We start from the raw sequence: 20,258 nt of genomic DNA on the forward strand, positions 1-20,258 counted from the left end.
CATAAGATGATAGCTGAAATAGATCTGTTGAACGAACGCTTCGATAAGCTTACTCCGGAGGAGCGACTTAAAGATTTGTTCAACGTGCAGGATGAGAAGAAAATACTGTTTACTTCTTCTTTTGGCAGCACGGCTGTTGTACTCCTGCACATGCTTAGCCGGGTAAAACCAGGCATGCCTGTGTATTTTTTAGATACTGGTTATCATTTCAAGCAAACCCTGGACTATAAAAACCAGGTAGCAGCACAACTAAACCTTAATATTATTGACGTTAAGGCCGAGGAACGTAAATTTAAATTTACCTCCGAGAACGAGACCTGGCGCTACAACCAGGACCTGTGCTGCTACATCAACAAAGTGCGTCCGGTAGAAGAACTGCAAAAGAACTACGACGTGTGGGTTTCCGGGCTGCTCCGCTTCCAGAATGCCAACCGGGTAAACATGAAGGTGTGGGAGCGCAAGCAGGACATCCTGAAGTTCCACCCCATCATAGATATGACCCAGGAAGAGGTAATGCTTTACATGCAGATATGGGACCTGCCCATGCACCCGCTGGTAGAAGAAGGCTACGATTCTATCGGCTGCCTCCATTGCACCGCCAAGGGCAGTGGCCGCAGTGGCCGCTGGAAAGACTCTGCCAAAACAGAATGCGGATTGCATATTTGATACGTTTACAACATCAATTTATAGCTGTGTGTGCAAAATGAATGTTACAGATGCTATAGCTGATAGGGCTAACATGCTCACTGCATTATGTTCGCACTCTTTCAGAACAACCTAAAACATAGAGACCAAATTCTATTATAAATAGCAAAGCCCGCTGGTAATACCGGAGGGCTTTCTTATTTAGCAGAAACACTTTATAGAATTAAAGCGTAAAACCCAAGCCCAGGTAACCTGAATAGAATAAACCCTTCTCTATTTTCAGGCCACCTCCAGCAGATGGATTAAACTGTAGCACTGGCTTGATTCCAACTGAAAGGAACAGACCTTGCCGGGGCACCTGATAACGATAACCTGCTCCAACTCCAGCCAGCACAATTTTATCCATGTTTTGCCGTTCGCCGAAGATGTTAAAAGGATTTTTTACAAGCGGCGCTACGCCTACAGAAAATTCAGCATGGTGCCTGCTGTTAGGAGCGGTTATCAGGCTAAGTCCTAAAGGAACAGAAACAAGGGTGGGCAGCACAGAAAAGCCAAGACGGTAGCTGTACATTACCTTTTTTCTCTTGTTGAACTTGCCATATATTTTTCTCCTGTTGATCAGATGATCCAGATTAAGAGAGTAATAAGGTCCTAAGCCACCCAGCTCTACAAACAAAGTATTCTTATGCTGCCATCTTTGTAACACTTTTCTTTGGGCGCATGCTGACAAAGGCAGGATCAGCTGCAAAATGAGCACCATTGGCAGAATTAGTACGCGCATGTTCATACTGAGCAAGAGATATTTGTATCATGAAACCCAAGCGTAAAAACATTACAATACTTCCTCTTACCAAAGAGTGCCTGCCAATCAGGTTTTTTGCTTTTTCTTTTTGGCTGCCGGGAACAGAATATTATTCAGGATCAGGCGATAGCCTGGTGAGTTTGGATGCAGGTTAAGGTCGGTAGGCTCCTCTCCTACTATGTGCTGGTAATCTTCGGGGTCGTGCCCACCGTAAAAAGTCCAGAAGCCTTTACCAAACACCCCATGGATGTACTTTGCTTCATTGGCAGCCTTGCTCTCGCCCATAACCAATACATCGGGCTTTACCAGGCCATTGCGGAACGAGGTAGTCTGGCCCAGAAAGCCTTTAATGGTATTCTGATGATTTTGCGTAAGCATGGTAGGCACGGGGTCCCACTTTGCCGAAAACTCGAACAGCTGGAAAAAATCGTTTTGCTCACTTAGCCCCCGCTCCCTGGGCTGCATATCAATATTGCTGTATTCATAAGTAAGCGGGTTGCGCTCCAGCAGGAAGTTCTGAAATGCAAAGGTGTTGGTAAAATCAAGCTTCTGCTGTGCTGCAGGGTCGGCAGGGTCGCCATCGTACATTTCAGCCACAATATCTACGCCATCGGCAGCCAGGGCAATGTCGTAGGTATCGGTAGCGGAGCACATGGCAAACAGAAAGCCTCCGCCAGATACAAACTCCTGTATCCTTTTCACCACGCCCAGCTTCATGAGCGATACTTTGCTGTAACCATGGCGGCGGGCTACATCTTCGTACTCCTGCTGCTGCTGCCTGTACCAGGGTTCGTTGCGGTAAATAGCAAAAAACTTACCATACTGCCCGGTAAAGTCTTCGTGGTGCAGGTGCAGCCAGTCGTACTTGGGCAGGTCGCCATTGAGCAGCTCATCATCAAATATAATATCATAGGGTATCTCTGCATAGGTAAGCACCAGGGTTACGGCATCGTCCCAGGGCTGCTTGCTCTTGGGGGAGTAAACAGCAATCTTTGGCGCCTTTTCCAGCTTCATCACATCCTGGTTGGTGGCAGGGCTGGCAATCTCTGCCTGTATCTGGCTGCCATTGGCATTGGAGATCACCTCATAGCTCACTCCTCGTATCACCAGCTCGTTTTCTGTTTTCTGGTTCCAGCTGCACATAAAACTACCCCCCCGGTAATTCAGCAGCCATTCAACCTCCTGTCCGTTTTCCAGGGCCCAGTAGGCAATGCCGTAGGCTTTGAGGTGGTTGGTCTGTTTGCCATCCATGGGAATAAGAATATAATTGGCATAGCTTACCAGGGAGATCAGCAGCAACGTAAGCGTAAGGAGAAGTTTATGCATATTGAAGACCGGTTATACCCTTATTAACGGCGTTTATGTAAAAGTTATACAAAGTTAAGCCTCAAGTTGTTAATTTAAAGTTCGGAAAATAAGTTGAATAAAAGAACCCTGCCTGCCCGGGCAGCGGTGCTGTGTACAAGCAAACAGTTAGGATTTGAATTTAAAAGAAAATATCCTGGAAGGGCTGCGCTCTGTGAAAGGCAATATGCTCAGGAGCATACTTACAGCCTCTATCGTAGCCATTGGCATTACCGCCCTGGTTGGTATCCTCACCGCCATTGACGGGCTGCAGGCCTCCATCAGCAATAACTTTGCCGACCTGGGTGCCAATGCTTTTACCATAGAAAGAACCGAAATGGGCCGGCAGCGCAGGTCCGAAGGCCGCCAGGAAAAGAGTTATCCCGAGATCAGCTTTTTTGAAGCCAACAGGTTTAAGGATTACTATACGGTGCCTGCCAAAATGTCCATCAATACCTTTGTTACCTCTGGTGCAGAGGTTAAATATGGTTCTAAAAAAACCAACCCAAACATGGTGGTGCTAGGCGTTGATGAAAATTACCTTGACCTCTCGGGCTATGCCCTAAGCGATGGCAGAAATTTCACCATGAATGAAATTCAGAATGCTACCAATGCTGTGATCATAGGCCCTACCATCAAGGATGCTCTCTTTGAGCGTAACCAGAATCCTATCGGTGCAGAGATCTCGCTGCTTAACACCCGCTTTCGTGTTATTGGGGTAATGGAAGATAAAGGATCTATGGGCGGCGACAGCGGCTCCGGCAGGGCCCTGCTTATTCCGGTAACAGGCGCAGGCCGCTTTGCTACCGACCAGGTGCTTTCTTATACTGTAGAGGTTGAGATTGATAATCCTGCACAGATCGAAGATGCCATGGGCGAAGCTACTGGCCTGATGCGCGCAATCCGGCAGGACCCTTTGAACCAGCCGGATTCATTTCAGCTAAAACGGAATATTTCTGCTGCCGAAGAGCTGGCAGAGACCACTAACATCATGCGGATTGGCGGCTTTATCATTGGTATTATAACACTCCTGGGCGCCTCCATAGGCCTGATGAATATTATGATGGTATCGGTAACTGAGCGCACCCGCGAGATAGGGGTACGTAAGGCACTGGGCGCCACACCGCAAAAAATACGGCAGCAGTTTCTTATAGAGGCAATCGTAATTTGCCTACTGGGCGGCTTTACCGGCATCACGCTCGGTATTCTGATAGGCAATTTTGTTTCTACACTGGTAGGCGAAGGTGTATTTCTGATTCCCTGGCTCTGGATCATCACGGGTGTAACTATCTGCATTATAGTAGGTTTAAGCTCTGGCTATTACCCTGCACGTAAAGCTGCTAATTTAGATCCGGTAGAATCCTTGCGTTTTGAATAAATCTGTAGCAAATTAGATGTGGTCTTTTCATTACATCTTTTATAATTTCAGCAGATTCTGGATCTTGCAGCATGATTCGCCGGCTCTACATACTGGTTTGCCTGTTAATGGCTAGTGGCCTCGGGGTTGCTGCACAGCAAAACGAGCTTGTGCTCACGGGCGTATACAATGGGAAAAACCTGTATGTACAGAACCCTATATCTACAAACCTGAAAGATTACTGCACCCAGGAAGTATATGTAAACGGCGAATTGGTATTTCAAAACCCCCGTTCCAGCGCCTTTACAATAAATCTTACCCATCTATCCACGAAAGCACCTGTAGAAATCCGTATCCTCTACACCGAGGGCTGTATGCCCAAAATCATCAATCCACAGGTAGTACGAGCCATGGCAGGCTTTAAATACCTAGCTGTGCATGTAGATAGTGCTGCCGTTAGCTGGACCACCAACAACCAGCAAAAGGGTGGTAAGTTCTTTATTGAACAGTGGTACGACGAGCGCTGGATGCCTGTAGCTACCGTTACGGCAGAACCGGATCAGGCGCGGTATATGGCAGCCGTGAGCCATACCTCCGGCAGCAACCGCTACCGCATTAAGTTTCTGCAGGACGATGGCGAAATGTATTACAGCAATGTAGAGGAGTATTCGTCTGCTAAAGCGCCTATTACCTTTACACCAACCCGGGTTTCCGATAAGATCTTTCTTAGCCGCGATACCGACTATGAAGTAACCGACAAAGGCGGCAAACAGCTGCTCAAAGGCAAAGGCAACGAAATTTATGTTGGCAATTTAAGTACCGGGGTTTACTACCTGAAGATCGATAACCGCGTAGAGAAGTTCTTCAAAAAATAGTGAGGCTGGCCCTCCGCAAAAATCCCGCTCCCTTTCATAATAATTCAGCTACCCTCTTTTAAGCTGCCTCCACCACTGTTTTTTAGTGGGTTGTTTTCTCTTCTCCTTTGCTTAAGCCACTGCTGCTTTGTGAGTACAAAGCGGATTTCTCCATTGGCTTCTGCGCCCGCTGCCTGCCATCCTGCTCTTCTGTAAAAGGCCTCTGCACGGGTACCGGGGTCGGTGCTAAGCCGGAGACCTGGTAGCCTGGCTTTTTCAAAGCACCACTCAAGCATGGTATGGTGCAGCAACTTACCAACGCCCCTGCCTTCGGAGTCCGGCAGCACAAAAAGTGCCCAGATACTGGCCGTCTGCAGATCTGCTATGGCAAAGCCAGCTATCCTACCATCATCCTCACATACCCAACCTTTCCCCTGCCCCTCCAGCATGCTGGCATAATCCTTAAAAGTTACTTTAGAGGGGTCGGATAACTTGTTTTCACGCACGGCCATACGCACCCCGTGTAAGGCATCATAATCTGCTATTGTGGCCTGGTGTATCATCAACCCCATACTGTATCGTGCTTTTTATGCTTTTCCAAAGTCTTGTAGCGGCCTGTTAGTGATGCTGCTTGTATCAGACCTGCATGTAGCGCTTAGCATTGTAAACTTGTGTGCAATATATTTATATCTTTATTTAATATGCCTCCACGATATGAGTGTATTTGAACAGCTTGGTTCTCTTGCCCTGGCAACACGTTTAAAACTCCTTAGCGAAACCCTGGCCAAAGATGTTGCCAGTGTGTATAAGCAACTGGATATTGAATTTGAGCCAAGGTGGTTCACCCTTTTCTGGACCCTCAAAGACAAACAGACACTCACCATTACAGAGCTGGCAAATGAGCTACGCCAAACACATACGGCCGTAGTGCAGGTAACAAACCTGCTGGAGAAAAAAGGCCTGATACTAAGCAGCAAGGATAAGAATGATGAAAGAAGGCGACAGGTAAGCCTAAGTCCCAAAGGTCTGCGCCTGTTTGAACAGGTAGAACCTGTGCTCAATGCCATTGAGCAGGCTAATGATGAGCTGTTGAACCAGCATGCACCGGACCTGCTGTACAACCTCAATGCCATTGAAGAGTACCTGGATCAAAAATCCATGCACGACCGCATCCTGGACCACCTGGCCCTGATCCACCAGGGTGTTGTGATCAAAAACTATACACCGGCTTACAAAGAATACTTTTTTAACCTGAACCGGGAGTGGATTGAGGAGCACTTTGGTGCCCTGGACAATGAAGATCTACAGGCCCTGCAGCACCCGGAGGAGGAAATACTGGATCCCGGGGGCATGATCTTTTTTGCGCAGTACAACAAGCAGATTGTTGGTACTGCTGCCATACAGGCAGAGGGTAAAAATAGCTTCCGGCTTAGCATGTTTGCGGTATCAAAAGAATTACGCAGCAAGGGTATTGGTAAAGCGCTTTACGAGCACGCCATCCAGTTTGCCCGGGCTAAAGGAGCTGCTACCCTTGCAATATTCACAAGCCCTTTGCTTACCGACAGCCTTAACTTTTACATCAGGAATGGATTTTATGCTGTTAATATGAGTAAAGCCGAACAGGAAAATTTCAGGCGCCCTACCATAAAAATGCAGTTAAAGCTAAACTAAGCGGGGCTTTAACTACAATCATGCAAACTGGAAGGCACTATATTAACTGGCTTAGCACAGTTGTACAAGCAGGCCTGGCAAAGGGTGCTGATTTCAGATAATGTCCGCCCAGGCTCTCCTTTCTGTCTATGCAGGCCTGTATCACCAGTTTTGCCAGGGTTAACAGGTTCTTTAGCTCAAGTACTTCCGGAAGGCACGTACTAAAATTCTCAGCCTGCCGGTAAAGATCTTCCACCTGTTGCTGGCAATGTATTAACCCCTCGCCGCTACGTACTATCCCTACCCATTGCCACATGAGCTTTTGAAGTTGCTGTTTTACTGCAAGGGCCGTAGCCGCTACTTCTCCCTCTTGCAGTGCCAGTGCTACCTCTGCTGATGCAGGAAATAAGTTATTCACTAACGGTTGCCTCCACATAGCGGCATGTTCTGCCGCTCTACGGCCCATTACCCAACCTTCCGGCAAGGAACTACTGGCAAGCCTGTTTGCGCCATGCAGCCCGGTGCAGGCACATTCGCCACAGGCATATAATCCGGCAAGTGTGCTTTGTCCCCACAGATCGGTTTTAACACCACCACACATATAATGGGCTGCGGGTACTACAGGTACAAGGTCGCTGCGTACATCAATTCCGCGCTCCTGCAGTTTTTGAGCAATGGTCGGGAATTTTTCTGCAAACTGCGCCTGGGGCAGATGCCGAAGATCCAGGAACAGACAGGGCAGCTGCAGGTGCTGCATTTCGTGGTGCATGGCCTGTGCCACTACATCACGGGGAGCCAGCGAGCCCCTCCTGTGGTACTGGTGCATAAAAGGAGTACCACCTGGCAATACCAGTTCGGCACCAAAGCCTCTTACCGCCTCGCTGATCAAAAAGGCAGCTTTGCCGGGATCGTATAAAGTAGTAGGATGAAACTGTATAAACTCAAGATCAGCCAATTCGGCACCTGCATGATATGCAAGCGCTATGCCATCGCCGGTAGCCACTGCAGGATTGGTTGTGTGCTGATAAAGCTGCCCGGCACCGCCACTTGCCAGGATTACCGCGCCTGACCCCATGGTTTTGAGCCTGTTGTTTACAAGATCCAGCACCTTTGCACCCACACACCTTGACTTTTCTTCTCTCCTTTCCAGCAAAAGCTCAACAGCCATGTGGTACTCCAGCAGTTCTATATTGGGCGATTGCTTTACTGCCTCCAGTAACTTTTGCTGGATATGGAAACCAGTCTGGTCCCGGGCATGCACAATACGGCTGTGGCTGTGCCCACCCTCCAGGCCAAGTGCCAGTCTGCCCTGCTCATCTGTATCGAAAGGAACCCCCAGCCGAAGCAGGGCCTGAATGCAATGCGGAGCCTCCTGCGCCAGCAGTTTTACCACCGCCTGATTGTTATGCCAGCTACCGGCAGCCAGGGTATCGGCTGCATGCCTGGCCGGGCTGTCTTCAGGCGAAAGAACTGCCGCCAGCCCACCCTGTGCCAGGTTGGTATTGGTACAGGCAGCTTCGGCTTTGCACAATACGGCAACTTTACCCCAACTGGCAGCCTGCAGGGCAGCACTTAGGCCTGCTACCCCACTGCCTATTATCAGACAATCATATCTGGCCATGGCTCTGTTCAGGCAAATTCCAGCATCCGCTTAATGGGCAGGTAAGCCCCCTGTATTACTGTTTCGTTCAGGTCTATGCGGAAAAGATCTTCACGTTCAGTTCCCAAGGCACGCAGAGCATCACGGGTTCTATATATATCTATCTGCTTCATGTGCGGACAGCGAATGCAGGGCACAATAAACTCTTTATGCGGGTACATGCCACGCAGGGTAGCTCCCAGGTCACATTCAGATCCCAGGATAAACTGCTCTGCCTTGCTTTCTGCCACATAGTTGATAATGTCGGTGGTGCTGCCCAAAATGCCCCCGCTGCGGCTTAGGGTACGGGCAACAGTATCATCAGGCACCTCCCAGTGTACCAGCAGCTCTGCTTCGGGGTACATCATCTGCAGGCCCAGGATCTGGTTTGGCGAGAACTGCTCGTGCACTTCGCAGCTGCCTTCCCACAGGATCATTTCTTTACCCGTTTCGGCTTTTACCCGCTGCTGCAGGTTTTTTCCCATAAACTGGTCAGGCACAAAAATAAGCTTATCTCCGGGCAGTGCTTTAGCAATAGCAAGTGCATTGCGGGAGGTACAGCAAATATCGGCTTCGGCCTTGGTTTCGGCATAAGTATTAATGTAAGCCACCACCGGTATGCCTGGATGTTTTTTCTTCAGAAAGCGCACATCTTCTGCCGTAATACTTTCTGCCAGGGAGCAGCCTGCCAGGCTACTGGGGAGCAGCACCTTACGGGAGGGGTTGAGTACTTTGGCCGTTTCGGCCATGAATTTAACGCCACAGAAAACAACAGCATCGGCTTCTACTTTTGTAGCAGCAACGCTTAGCCCCAGGGAATCCCCTACAAAGTCGGCCACGCCCCCATTGGCATGGGTTACCTGCAGCTCTGCAGACATATAATAATGCGATAGAATAACAGCACGCTTTTGCTGTTTCAGCTCCCTGATTTCTTCTACAGCTTTTAACAAATCTGTATTTTCTGCAACAGAACGACTAATGCCCATTTCCTGCAGCTTTTGGGCATAGGCTGAGTAAGTAATGACTGACATAAGTGGGTGAGAATTGATTGTACCAGCTTAAATAAGCAGGAGCAGCGCTAGGAAACTTCCACCAGGTTTTTGATGAAAGCATGGCCCGTTCCTACTTCCTGCACCAGGTCATGGATGGTCTTTTGATTAAACACACGGGCTAAGCCATCCCTAAAAACCTTAAAGTCTTCGTGTAGCGGGCAAGGGTGCGTATCGGAACATTTATTCATGCCCAGGCCGCAACGTTTAAAAGCTTCCCCTCCGTCTACCACCTTTATCACATCCATGATGGTGATAGTGCTGGCAGGATGGTTCAGGAAAAAGCCGCCATTAGGGCCCTTTAGCGAAGCCACCAGCCCTTTACGCACCAGGTCCTGCAGAATTTTACCGGTAAAGTGCATGGGCAGGTCCAGCTCCTGCGAGATTTCCTTTATACCCACCTTATGCTCCTTTGTAGCCTGCAGGGCAAGATACATCAGGGACCTTAAGGCATATTCCGAAGTTTTAGATAACATCATTGAGAGTACTTTTTTATAATGAACATGCTCCTACTTAAACTTTTACTCCGTAGTGCAAACTACGTTGCTCCTGATAATTTCAGGATGAGTAAAATCAGTATAAAACATGACTTTTACACATAAAGCATATAAATATCCTTTAATCCATATACAGAACCAGGCTTTCTCCTCTGCATTTGTTGTTTTTTTCAGACAAGAGCCGATCTAAAAGCCTGCTCCGGCCATAGCAGCACCTTACTCCCGGTTTGCTCCGTGTATGTTGTGTCTCTTATTAATTCTTTAGCAAGCTTAATAACAAGCCACAGGCTGTACCTCCACTGTGGAAGGTACAGCCTGTGGCAAAAATCAGGTACTTAGCCCAGCAACTGCGCTTCCAGCTCCTTGGCTTTGGGGAAAAGAATGTTGTTTTCCAGGTGAATGTGCTGATGCAGGTCTGCCTCAAACTCCTGCAGGGCCTGGAAGGCCAGGCGGTAAGTAGTGCAGGCATCGGCAGGCAGGCTGTAGTTGCCGGTAATGGCGCGGATATTTTCCAGCCCCTCTCCTGCAGACTCATGCTCCATCTCCATCATGCGGATGGGGTTTTCAACACTGCCGAAGGGAGATTCCTGCAGAGCTTCTTTTCCCTGCTTTACCTTGCATAGGGTGCGAATGTAGGGAAAGAGTATTTTTTCTTCCTTGCGCATATGATCTTCCAGCTCCGCAGCAATGCCTGCAAAGGTAGTGGCTACCTCCAGCAACTCCGGATGGCGGCCGCCATGCACACGAGCTATTTTAGTGGTGTACTCGTAAATGGCCGGCAGCGACTGGCGCACAAAGCTGTGGTGGGTATTCTCAATAAAGTCTGCCAGAAAATCAGGCCCCCAGCTGTTATAGTTCAGTGCTCTGCCTGCTGCTGTATCGGGAAGTGCATTAAGCTCCTGCTCCAGTTTGTGCTGGTCTATGCCTTTTTTAGTGCATACTTCTGCAAGGGTTTTCTTGCCACCGCAGCAAAAGTCAATACCCCACTTTTTAAAAACCTGTGCCCTGCGATAATCTTTGGCTACCAGCTCACCTACTGTTGGCGAAGCTTCACCACCTTTTTTAGTGATCCGCACTTCCCACACCTCCGGGCCCTCCTCCAGGTACACCCAGTCAAAAACAGGCCCGCGCTCTCCCAGTAGCTGGTAGTACAGTGGCTTTGGGTCGTGGTCGTTATGAATTACGAAAGCCTGTCCACCCTGCAGGCTGTCAAACTTTTTGAAAATGGTAGGATGCTTTAAACGAGGTTCGATTTTGGTTACATCCAGGAAATCGAGGGTATCTGCAGTTGCCATAAGGTTATACTGTTAAAGGTTTGATCTTTTTGTTTAGAAATTTTGCCACTGCCCCAGGGAAATAATACGCCGTCTGGCTGATGGCAGAACAAATGTAAAATATAAAAAGATATTTAACTCTTTTAATCCTGATTAATTTTATACTTATCTACATTTGCAGCAAACCTGACTTAAGTCATGGTTCAGGAGCTCTTACTACCCGATCTTCCGGCCTTGCCATTATTACTTTCAACCATTTTTAGCATGAAAAAACCTACAGAACCTATCAAAAAAGGCCTGTCCATTGGGCGCCATTTCACCAGAAACAAGCATAATCCCTACGAGCATTTCAGCTATACCAGGCGTAGTTCTACCATCAGAAACCCAAACGGCGATGCTGTTTTTGAGATGCAGGAGGTAGAGGTGCCCGAAGCCTGGTCGCAGATAGCTACCGATATACTGGCACAGAAATATTTCAGAAAAGCAGGCGTTCCACAGGCCGATGGTACAACCGGAGGCGAAAATTCTGTAAAGCAGGTGGTACACCGCCTGGCAGCCTGCTGGCATCACTGGGGGGAGCAGGGCGGCTATTTTGCCAGCCCGCAAGATGCACAGGCATTTTATGACGAACTGGTTTACATGTTACTGGGGCAGTATGCTGCACCTAATTCCCCGCAATGGTTCAACACCGGCTTGTATCACAGCTACGGTATAGATAGTGCTGCCGAGGGACATTACTATGTAGATCCGGAAACCGAAGAACTACAGGAGAGCAAATCTGCCTACCAGCGCCCCCAGCCCCATGCCTGCTTTATCCTATCAGTAAAAGACAAACTCGTAGGCGATGGCGGCATTATGGACCTGCTGATGCGGGAAGCCAGGGTGTTCAAATATGGCTCCGGGGCCGGCACCAACTATTCCGATATCCGCAGTGTAAACGAAAAGCTAAGCGGAGGCGGGTACTCTTCGGGGCTTATGTCGTTCCTGAAGGTGGGCGATCGTGCTGCCGGTGCCATTAAAAGCGGGGGTACCACGCGCAGGGCTGCCAAAATGGTAGTGGTAGACCTGGATCATCCAGAAATTGAAGCATTCATCAGCTGGAAAGTTGAAGAAGAGAAAAAGGTTGCAGCGCTGATAGCAGCAGGCTATTCTGCCGATTATGAAGGTGAGGCCTACCGCACTGTATCTGGCCAGAATGCCAATAACTCGGTGCGCATTCCCAATGAATTTTTCAGGGCCCTGGAGCAGGGCACTAACTGGAAGCTTACCTCCCGGACCGATGGCAGTACTGTAAGGGAAGTGCCCGCACAAAAGCTTTGGGATCAGCTCAATGGGGCTGCCTGGCAATGTGCCGATCCCGGCGTGCAGTTCAGCAGCACCATCAATGAGTGGCACACCTGCCCCGCCGGAGGCTCCATCCGTGCCTCAAACCCTTGTTCGGAATACCTCTTCCTGGATAATACCGCCTGCAACCTTGCATCGCTCAACCTCAGGAAATTCTATGATGAAGAAACAGGCCTGTTTGATGTAGAAGCCTTTCGCCATGCCAGTCGGCTGTGGACCATTGTGTTGGAGATTTCAGTACTGATGGCTCAGTTTCCTTCTCCCGAAGTAGCCCGGCGCTCTTACGACTACCGCACAATTGGCCTTGGTTATGCAAACCTTGGGGCTTTACTGATGGTTGCAGGCCTGCCCTACGACAGCCCCAAGGCCAGGGGCATGGCTGGTGCCATTACCGCTGTTTTAACCGGCACTGCCTACAGCACCTCTGCCGAGCTGGCTGCAGCCCTGGGCACCTTCAGCAAGTACAGTGAGAACAAAAGCAGCATGCTGCAGGTAATCCGCCACCACCGGGCAGCAGCCTGGGGCAATGCTGCAGCGCTGGAAAGCCTGCAGGTAAAGCCACAGCTGCTGGAGGCTTCTCACTGCCCGGATTACCTCTTAACTGCAGCCCGCCAGGCCTGGGATACCGCACTGGAGAAGGGCGAAAAATGGGGTTACCGAAATGCACAGGCCACTGCCCTGGCTCCTACCGGTACCATTGGCTTGCTGATGGATTGTGATACTACTGGTGTTGAACCTGATTTTGCCCTGGTAAAATTCAAGAAGCTCTCAGGTGGTGGCTATTTTAAAATTATCAATGGAGCCATTCCTGCTGCCCTCAAAAAGCTCGGTTACACCCCTAAAGAAAGTGAAGCTATTATCCGCTACGTACTGGGCAGCGGCAGCCTGGTTGGAGCCCCGCAGCTGAACAAGGCTTTTTTGATTGGCAAGGGGCTAAATGATGCCGAGATCGACAAGCTGGAAACTGCCCTGGCAGGTGCTTTCGATATTCGCTATGTGCTTACCGCTTACCAGCTTGGGGAGGGCTGCCTGCAGCGGTTAGGCATACCAAAAACACAATATGAGGCCCCTGGCTTCGATCTGCTCAAACACTGGGGCTTAACAGATCAGCAGATCAGGGAAGCCAATACTTATATAGCTGGTACCGGCACTGTAGAAGGCGCTCCCTGCCTGAAACCACAGCACCTACCCGTGTTTGACTGCGCTAACCCCTGCGGCAACGGCAAACGCTACATCAAAGCCTCTGGTCACCTGCACATGATGGCGGCGGTGCAGCCCTTTATTTCCGGTGCTATCTCCAAAACCATAAACCTGCCCCACCAAACAGCAGTAGCCGAGGTAGCAGCATGTTTTCAGCAGGCCTGGCAGCTGGGTTTAAAAGCCTGTACCATTTATCGCGATGGCAGCAAGCTCTCTCAGCCCTTAAGCCAGAAAAAAGAGGAACAGGATAAAGAAGAAGAGGATAAAACCCTGCCGCTGGAGGCAGCGGCACCCGATTCGCCACGCATGCTCACCGAAGAGGAAGTGCTGGAAGCAGCACAGGCCATCATCAGCCAATCGGTTGACACCCGCTTTAAGCGCGCTCTCTCCGATATTGTGCAGCGCAAACGCCTGCCCGACAAACGCAACGGCTTTACCCAAAAGGCTAAAATTGACGGCCACACCCTTTACCTGCGCACCGGCGAATACACCGATGGCACCCTGGGAGAGATCTTTATCGATATGTATAAGGAGGGTGCCTCTTTCCGCTCCCTGCTCAATTGCTTTGCCATATCGGTATCGCTTGGCCTGCAGTATGGTGTGCCGCTGGAGGAGTACGTGAACCGCTTTACCTTTACCCGCTTTGAACCGGCCGGCATGGTAGACCATCCCAACATTAAAAATGCAACCTCTATCTTCGATTTTATCTTCAGGCTGCTTGCTTTTGAGTACCTGCAGCGCACCGACCTGGTGCATGTACAAACAAAGCCCCTGCCAGAAGAACAGCCACAGCCAACGGCAGACAAACCCAGGCTGTTTACACCCCTGCCAGCAGGCAAAGCAGGAACCGGTGTAAGCACACAGGCAACACAGGCCAAGAGCGATAGTATGCTATACGAGCAAACCCAGCAGGTGCTGGCCTCCTTTATGGGCGATGCACCAGCCTGCCCCGGCTGCGGCCACCTCACCATCCGCTCTGGCACCTGCTACAAATGCCTGAACTGCGGCAACAGTTTGGGTTGTAGTTAATCAACACAGCAGGGGAGCTTATTGCCTCGCCAGGGATTGTAGCCCCGGGTCTTCACCAGACCCGGGGCTATTTTGTTGACACATATCATCTTTTGAATTGACCCCTATCATTCCCTAACTATAGACAAAAGCCTTGTTTTGTATAAGCTGAAGTGATTCAGGGAATCCTTGTCTGATTCGGCTTAAAACACTAAACATCAACGCTATGCAAGTCTTTACCTATAACCCCACAAGGCCGGACTTCCAGGATCTGGCAGGCGCTTTTGCTCATAAAACCGATCGTGAACTAAGGCAGGCTTACCTGCTCTACAGGCTTATACAGAACCCGCTTCTGATGAAAACCCTGACTACTGCCGGTCAGCTGGCCGTACACCTGCACCTGCCGGTAAAAAACCTCATCAAACATACCGTATACAAACAATTCTGTGGTGGGGAGTCGCTTACAGAAGTTATGGAGGTAGTAGACAAGCTGGATGATGAGCATGTATACACCGTGCTGGATTATGCAGCCGAAGCCGAAGAAACAGAAGAAGGTTTTGAACAGGCCCTCAACCATATCCTCAACAATATTGCCATAGCAAGGCATAGCCATGGCATTGGTGCTATCAGCATAAAAATGAGTGCCCTGGGCCATCGCAGCATTATGGAAAAACTGGTTATTGACCGTAATGCGCTTAGCCAGGAGGAAGAGATTTCTTATGACCTGACATGCAGAAGGCTGGACACCATTTGTGAGTATGCTGCTGACGCAAACGTATCCATATACATAGACGCAGAAGAGAGCTGGATTCAGGAACCTATCGATGCCCTTACCGAGCAAATGATGGAACGCTACAACCGCAGGCAGTGCATTGTTTTTAACACCCTGCAGATGTACCGTGCCGACCGGCTTAACTACCTGGAAGAACTGCTGGAACGGGCAAGGGAGAAAGGATTTATCTCCGGTATTAAGCTGGTGCGGGGTGCCTATTGGGAAAAGGAAAGAGACCGGGCCCATGCTATGCGCTATGCTTCGCCTGTATATCCTACCAAAGAGAAAACCGACGAAAGCTTTAATAAAGCAGTGGTGATGTGCCTGGAAAGGCTACCCCATCTGCACCTTTGCCTGGCAACCCATAACCAGGAGAGTATTCAGCTGGTGGTTCGTGAAGTTAGCAGGCGCAAGCTGGAGAAACTAAGAACGCATCTGCATTTCTCCCAACTCTATGGCATGAGCGACAACCTTACTTTTGCCCTGGCCAAAGCTGGTTTCAACACCTCTAAATACCTGCCTTACGGCGAAGTAGACAAAGCGCTGCCCTACCTGATACGCAGGGCAGAAGAGAACACCGCCATTGCCGGCCAAATGAGCCGTGAGCTGCAGCTTTTACAGGAAGAACTAAAGAGACGGAAGCTTGTATCGTAGCAGAATGCTCTTACTAAAGTAAGAGAAGACTTACCAGGGCAAGAGAGCACTTACTAAGCTTTTTAAAAATGCCTGAGAGATGAGTAGTGAATCATGGTATGAACCGGAAGTGTTTTTCAGCAATTTTCACTGGCTCATCTCTGAAATCTAACTTCTAAACCTTAATAAAAATGAATACTATAAGAATAAGCAGGGTTTTCAGGTTTGATGCATCGCATGCCCTGCAAACGAGCAACGGTAGCTGCAAACCTATCCACGGCCACTCTTACGTACTAACCGTAACACTGCTGGGAGAGCCAAAAGAGCTGGCCGACGATCATAGCAAGGGCATGGTCATTAACTTCAGCGACCTTAGCAGCCTGGTAGAGGCCTTTGTGATCAAACCCTGGGAACATGCCCTGCTGCTACACCAGAATGCCCCGGCAGGGCTTATAGAAAGCTGGAAAAAGATAGATAAAAAACTCGTACTCCTGCCCTACCAGCCTACCTGCGAAAACCTGCTGCTGGACATACGCGATATTCTGCAGGAACACCTGCCCCAGGGAAACACTTTACACAGCCTGAAGCTGGCAGAATCGGAAAATGCTTTTGTGGAGTGGCATGTAAACGACAACAACCCTATAAGCTACCAGGATCCGGAAAGTAAACATGAAATAAACGGCTTTGTCCGGGACTGCTTACAGAAGGCTAATGCTGCCGATTGGTAAAGACTCTAAAATTCTCTTCATATATGGTAACATCATTAAGCCCCGGGTAGTAATCCGGGGTTTTTTATTGTCTGCTAACAGCTAAAACTGCCCAGGGCAAAATATAAAGCCCGGAATCCTTACTCCTAAGGGCAAAATAACATGCTTGTGAACAGGGGTATCAGTTTTGCCCCATCTCTGAAACGGCCACTCTTAACTATCCACAGGCACTCCTAATAATGATTTTCTTTAAGCGATGGATCCCTTAACAGGTAACGTAAAGAGAAGTTACCAATGTAGCTATCGCGACCTGAAGAACTCCTTCTATTGATACCATGAAAATATCCATTATCATTTGTTAACATAAATCGCAGGCGCTCTGTCTGTAACCCAACATGAATACCTGCATTATTCACTCCCCATATAAACTGTTTGTACCTAAAGTTCAAATTATATGCTTCCACGTATCTGCTAAACAGAGATTCCTCAGAATATCTGAAACGATCAGTAAGCAGGATGACTACCTGTGGTGTAATAGAAAAATCAGATTCGCTACTCCTCTGAAAAGTATAGCCTGCCTGAAGGCGGGAAGTAAAATAATAGGGAAGATTAGCGTTGGTTACAAGTATTGTGTCTCCATGAGACAATATTTCGCCTTTAGAATTGGTGTAACCAAAACCATTGAACGAATAGCCAATATAGTATTTAGGAGTATTCCATAAAAGGCCAAATTGGCTGGCAACACCTTTGACACGAAGAGTGGCTGCCGCGGTTTGAGGCTCCTCACTTACTAAATTTCGCTCAAAGTATTGTACACTGATAGAAGGAGAAAGAGTATATTTCCCCTTTATGGATATTTTGGGTGCCACCGCAAGAGTAACATGATATGATTGTACCACTTCCTCTTGATTGCTAGGCTGCTGAAAAGTCCTGAAAAATTTATGCCCCCCCACAGTAAGGCCAACTCCACTTCGTATGCCCGGTATAAACTGATCATATGACAAATCCGATGTATAGAGGCTCGATTCTCTATATGATATAACTCTTTCCCAAAAGTAAGAACTGTTTAAGCTTAGCCGTGGTACACCAGCCTCACCGGCAAAAGAGCCATTAAACTGCATGGGCAATGCTCCCAATGGAGGATGAACCTGTGCATTGCAGACTAGAGACAATAGAATTCCACACCAGATAAATCCGGCCTTGATGACGTTTCGCATATCGTGAATTGATTTTAAAAATTCTGCGTATCAAGGGGCACCACATAAGGGCGGTTCCCCTTAATAAATTCATTCGCTTTCTTTTGTTGCAGCGCCTTTTCTTTCATTCTTCTGATCTGACGCTCCTTTTTCCGGCTGTACTCTTTTGTAGGATGTAGCCGGGCGGGACTTTCCCTGCTTTCCATCACAGCTGGTACAGCCGTTTTAAGGAAAGAATCCTTTGTTTCTGGCATACCACCTAATGTGTGTGGCAGCGCTGCCAGTCTATCTGAAACAGCTACCGGTGGTGCAACCACAACTATTTGCTGCTCTGCTGGCCGCTGAAGAGCCAGATTAGACGGAATGGCAGGCGCGCCAGCGTTTACCTCTGCCTCCAATGCTTTTTCGTCAGCAGGTGCTGCCTCTGTTAACGGGGATTCCGGTAATGGCCTCTTAATGAAATAGGTAACATGCTCATCCTCCCCTGCAGGAATAAAGCTTAACAAAGAAGCTACGAGGAGGAGTAGAAAACCGGCTGCCGGACCTGTAACGGGAAATGGCTTTTTCACTTTTCGAAGCAGCTTATCTTCCAGAACATCTGTGGCATAGAATTCCTGCACCACGAAGCTATCCTTCCATAGTTCAAGCTCGGCCTGCAGTTGATGATCAGTAGAAAGAGCTTTTTTGAGCATGGCGGCCCTTTCTTCTGTAAGATTACCCTCCAGGTAATCAAACAGGAGAAGATCTCTACTTTCTTCGTTCATTTCGTAAGTAGTTGGCTCTTTCATACCTTTTCCAGTTTCAGGAATGTTTCTTTTACACGCTGCCTGGCCCTGAACAGGTATACCTTAACTTGCGATTCGTTCAATTCCAGTATCTCTCCAATTTCTTTATACTCATAGCCCTCCAGGTCCCGTAGCAGTAAAACCGACTTCTGAACGGGGGGCAGCTCATTGAGGATCTTTTCCAGCATCTCCCGGGTATCAAAAGCATGCTGCTGATATACAGCAGGCACCTTCTGCCCTTCCCGGAGTTCTACCTTTCTGGAAGTTAGCTTCAGGTAGTTGATCATGGCATGATGAGCCACAGAAAATAACCAGGCTTTTATTTTTAATGGATTTACCGAATCCCGGTTTTGCCAAAGCTTCAAATAACAATCCTGCACCAGGTCATTCACGGCCTCTTCGTCTCTTAAAGATTTATAGAGGAAGCGAAATATATTTTTGGTATACTCCTTTACTGCCTGGTTGTATTGCTGTACTGAAATCATTCCCTGATTAGGCCCCTGCTGCTGATCTGGCCGTATGACAATCCTGAAGCCTGAAAGTTACAGGTAAATAAAAATATATTTTTGTTAAACATCTTCTGTTCATCTACAGCATGCTACAGCTCATCCCCTTGTGTTTAGCCGCCTGCAGGTAGCTGAAAAAAACTAAACCCGCCGGCTACCACACCGGCGGGTTCTCCCTTAAACTACCACTTGCTTATAGCTTCTAAGCCAAACTATAAGTCTTTCCGGATAAAGATCCGTTTAGCTAACATCAGGGGCAGTACAGCCCAGGCCAGCATGAGCAGGCAGGCATACAGCACACCGGTGAAGTTGCTAAAAAGGTTTTTATACAAAGCGCCGGTATACCCCATAAGCGCAGATACATCTATTTGCAGCAGTACCAGCACCCGCCCCAGGTCTATGGGATTGAGCGAAAGCATGGCCAGTGAGAATTTATCGAGCGGATAGTCGCTGAAGTAAAACAGCACCATCATCACCAGCCCATCGTACAGCAGGCTGAAGTAGAACCAGAGCAGCAGTGCCAGGCCTATGCCCTTGGCTTTATCGCTGGTGAGTACCGAAGCCAGAAATGCCAGGGCCACAAAGATAAAAGTGAGGAAAAGGCCGGCGGTGATCAGGTAAATTCCTGCAGCACCACTCCTGATGGCACCGCCACCGAACAACAGCAGGGGCACTCCTACGCCTGTCAAAAAGGCTGTAGCCAGTGAAATTGCCACGCCAAGGTACTCGCTGTAAAAGATCTTTTGCCGGTTAATTGGCTGCGCTACCAGCAGCTCAATAAACTCCTGTGAATTGTAAAAGTGTATGGTGGCAAATATAATACTGATAAGCGGCACCACCAGCAGCACTACGTTCAGCAGGCTAAGCACTGCTTTGGCAGGGTCGTTCTCCAGCTGAAACATCCCAAGCGACATAATCAGCAGAAATATGGTATAGCCCAGAACAATACGATTGCGCAGAATGTCGTAAAGCACGTATTTGATAACCTTATCCATA

General features: G+C 48.7%; 18 protein-coding genes. 7 read left to right on the forward strand and 11 right to left on the reverse strand.

Annotated features, from left to right (window positions below):
* Positions 1–6: 6 nt before the first annotated feature.
* Entirely contained in the window at positions 7–666 is a 660-nt protein-coding gene (locus KWJ01_RS15330; RefSeq protein WP_224997537.1) for a phosphoadenylyl-sulfate reductase, read from the forward strand.
* A gap of 202 nt (positions 667–868) precedes the next feature.
* Here KWJ01_RS15330 and KWJ01_RS15335 read toward each other — a convergent pair whose 3' ends face one another.
* Positions 869–1,426 carry a hypothetical protein gene (locus tag KWJ01_RS15335; protein ID WP_224997538.1) on the reverse strand — a complete coding sequence of 186 codons (558 nt, stop codon included), beginning with the start codon at positions 1,424–1,426 and terminating at the stop codon, positions 869–871.
* 87 nt (positions 1,427–1,513) lie between these two features.
* Entirely contained in the window at positions 1,514–2,773 is a 1,260-nt protein-coding gene (locus tag KWJ01_RS15340; RefSeq protein WP_224997539.1) for an asparagine synthetase B, read from the reverse strand.
* A 154-nt stretch (positions 2,774–2,927) separates the two neighbouring features.
* Here KWJ01_RS15340 and KWJ01_RS15345 point away from each other — a divergent pair, with 154 nt between their 5' ends.
* Positions 2,928–4,169 carry an ABC transporter permease gene (locus KWJ01_RS15345; protein ID WP_224997540.1) on the forward strand — a complete coding sequence of 414 codons (1,242 nt, stop codon included), beginning with the start codon at positions 2,928–2,930 and terminating at the stop codon, positions 4,167–4,169.
* Between the two features lie 71 nt (positions 4,170–4,240).
* On the forward strand, positions 4,241–5,023 hold the full coding sequence (locus tag KWJ01_RS15350) for a T9SS C-terminal target domain-containing protein (protein ID WP_224997541.1): 783 nt from the start codon (positions 4,241–4,243) through the stop codon (positions 5,021–5,023).
* 44 nt (positions 5,024–5,067) lie between these two features.
* On the opposite strand, the gene KWJ01_RS15355 is transcribed toward KWJ01_RS15350, so the two are convergent.
* Positions 5,068–5,574, reverse strand: coding sequence for a GNAT family N-acetyltransferase (locus KWJ01_RS15355; RefSeq protein ID WP_224997542.1), 507 nt, complete (start codon positions 5,572–5,574; stop codon positions 5,068–5,070).
* A gap of 142 nt (positions 5,575–5,716) precedes the next feature.
* On the opposite strand from KWJ01_RS15355, the gene KWJ01_RS15360 reads away from it, so the two are divergent.
* On the forward strand, positions 5,717–6,673 hold the full coding sequence (locus KWJ01_RS15360) for a bifunctional helix-turn-helix transcriptional regulator/GNAT family N-acetyltransferase (RefSeq protein WP_224997543.1): 957 nt from the start codon (positions 5,717–5,719) through the stop codon (positions 6,671–6,673).
* 37 nt (positions 6,674–6,710) lie between these two features.
* Here the strand turns inward: KWJ01_RS15360 and nadB are convergent, their stop codons facing one another.
* From nadB to ric, 4 genes are all read right to left on the reverse strand, one after another.
* Positions 6,711–8,273: an L-aspartate oxidase gene (gene nadB, locus KWJ01_RS15365; protein WP_224997545.1), complete on the reverse strand. Its 1,563-nt coding sequence runs from the start codon at positions 8,271–8,273 to the stop codon at positions 6,711–6,713.
* Between the two features lie 8 nt (positions 8,274–8,281).
* Positions 8,282–9,322: a quinolinate synthase NadA gene (nadA, locus tag KWJ01_RS15370; RefSeq protein WP_224997547.1), complete on the reverse strand. Its 1,041-nt coding sequence runs from the start codon at positions 9,320–9,322 to the stop codon at positions 8,282–8,284.
* Positions 9,323–9,369: 47 nt separating this feature from the next.
* Positions 9,370–9,819, reverse strand: a complete 450-nt coding sequence (locus KWJ01_RS15375; RefSeq protein ID WP_224997549.1) for an Rrf2 family transcriptional regulator — start codon at positions 9,817–9,819, stop codon at positions 9,370–9,372.
* Between the two features lie 353 nt (positions 9,820–10,172).
* Positions 10,173–11,132: an iron-sulfur cluster repair di-iron protein gene (gene ric, locus KWJ01_RS15380; RefSeq protein WP_224997551.1), complete on the reverse strand. Its 960-nt coding sequence runs from the start codon at positions 11,130–11,132 to the stop codon at positions 10,173–10,175.
* A gap of 243 nt (positions 11,133–11,375) precedes the next feature.
* Between ric and KWJ01_RS15385 the strand changes: the two genes are divergently transcribed.
* The 3 genes from KWJ01_RS15385 (at position 11,376) to KWJ01_RS15395 (ending at position 16,796) form a co-directional block, all read left to right on the forward strand.
* Complete coding sequence (locus KWJ01_RS15385; RefSeq protein WP_224997553.1) at positions 11,376–14,684, forward strand: vitamin B12-dependent ribonucleotide reductase; 3,309 nt, start codon at positions 11,376–11,378, stop codon at positions 14,682–14,684.
* 205 nt (positions 14,685–14,889) lie between these two features.
* Entirely contained in the window at positions 14,890–16,089 is a 1,200-nt protein-coding gene (locus KWJ01_RS15390) for a proline dehydrogenase family protein (protein WP_224997555.1), read from the forward strand.
* Positions 16,090–16,259: 170 nt separating this feature from the next.
* On the forward strand, positions 16,260–16,796 hold the full coding sequence (locus KWJ01_RS15395; RefSeq protein WP_224997557.1) for a 6-carboxytetrahydropterin synthase: 537 nt from the start codon (positions 16,260–16,262) through the stop codon (positions 16,794–16,796).
* Between the two features lie 212 nt (positions 16,797–17,008).
* On the opposite strand, the gene KWJ01_RS15400 is transcribed toward KWJ01_RS15395, so the two are convergent.
* From KWJ01_RS15400 to KWJ01_RS15415, 4 genes are all read right to left on the reverse strand, one after another.
* Positions 17,009–17,992, reverse strand: coding sequence for a type IX secretion system membrane protein PorP/SprF (locus KWJ01_RS15400; protein ID WP_224997559.1), 984 nt, complete (start codon positions 17,990–17,992; stop codon positions 17,009–17,011).
* 14 nt (positions 17,993–18,006) lie between these two features.
* A complete protein-coding gene (locus KWJ01_RS15405; protein ID WP_224997561.1) occupies positions 18,007–18,759 on the reverse strand; it encodes a hypothetical protein in 753 nt (250 codons plus the stop codon).
* Complete coding sequence (locus KWJ01_RS15410; protein ID WP_224997563.1) at positions 18,756–19,241, reverse strand: RNA polymerase sigma factor; 486 nt, start codon at positions 19,239–19,241, stop codon at positions 18,756–18,758. Before KWJ01_RS15410 ends, KWJ01_RS15405 begins: the two co-directional genes overlap by 4 nt.
* A gap of 233 nt (positions 19,242–19,474) precedes the next feature.
* Positions 19,475–20,257, reverse strand: a complete 783-nt coding sequence (locus KWJ01_RS15415) for an ABC transporter permease subunit (RefSeq protein ID WP_224997564.1) — start codon at positions 20,255–20,257, stop codon at positions 19,475–19,477.
* Position 20,258: the final 1 nt, after the last annotated feature.

The sequence above is a fragment of the Cesiribacter sp. SM1 genome (assembly GCF_020178975.1).
Lineage (GTDB): Bacteria > Bacteroidota > Bacteroidia > Cytophagales > Cyclobacteriaceae > Cesiribacter.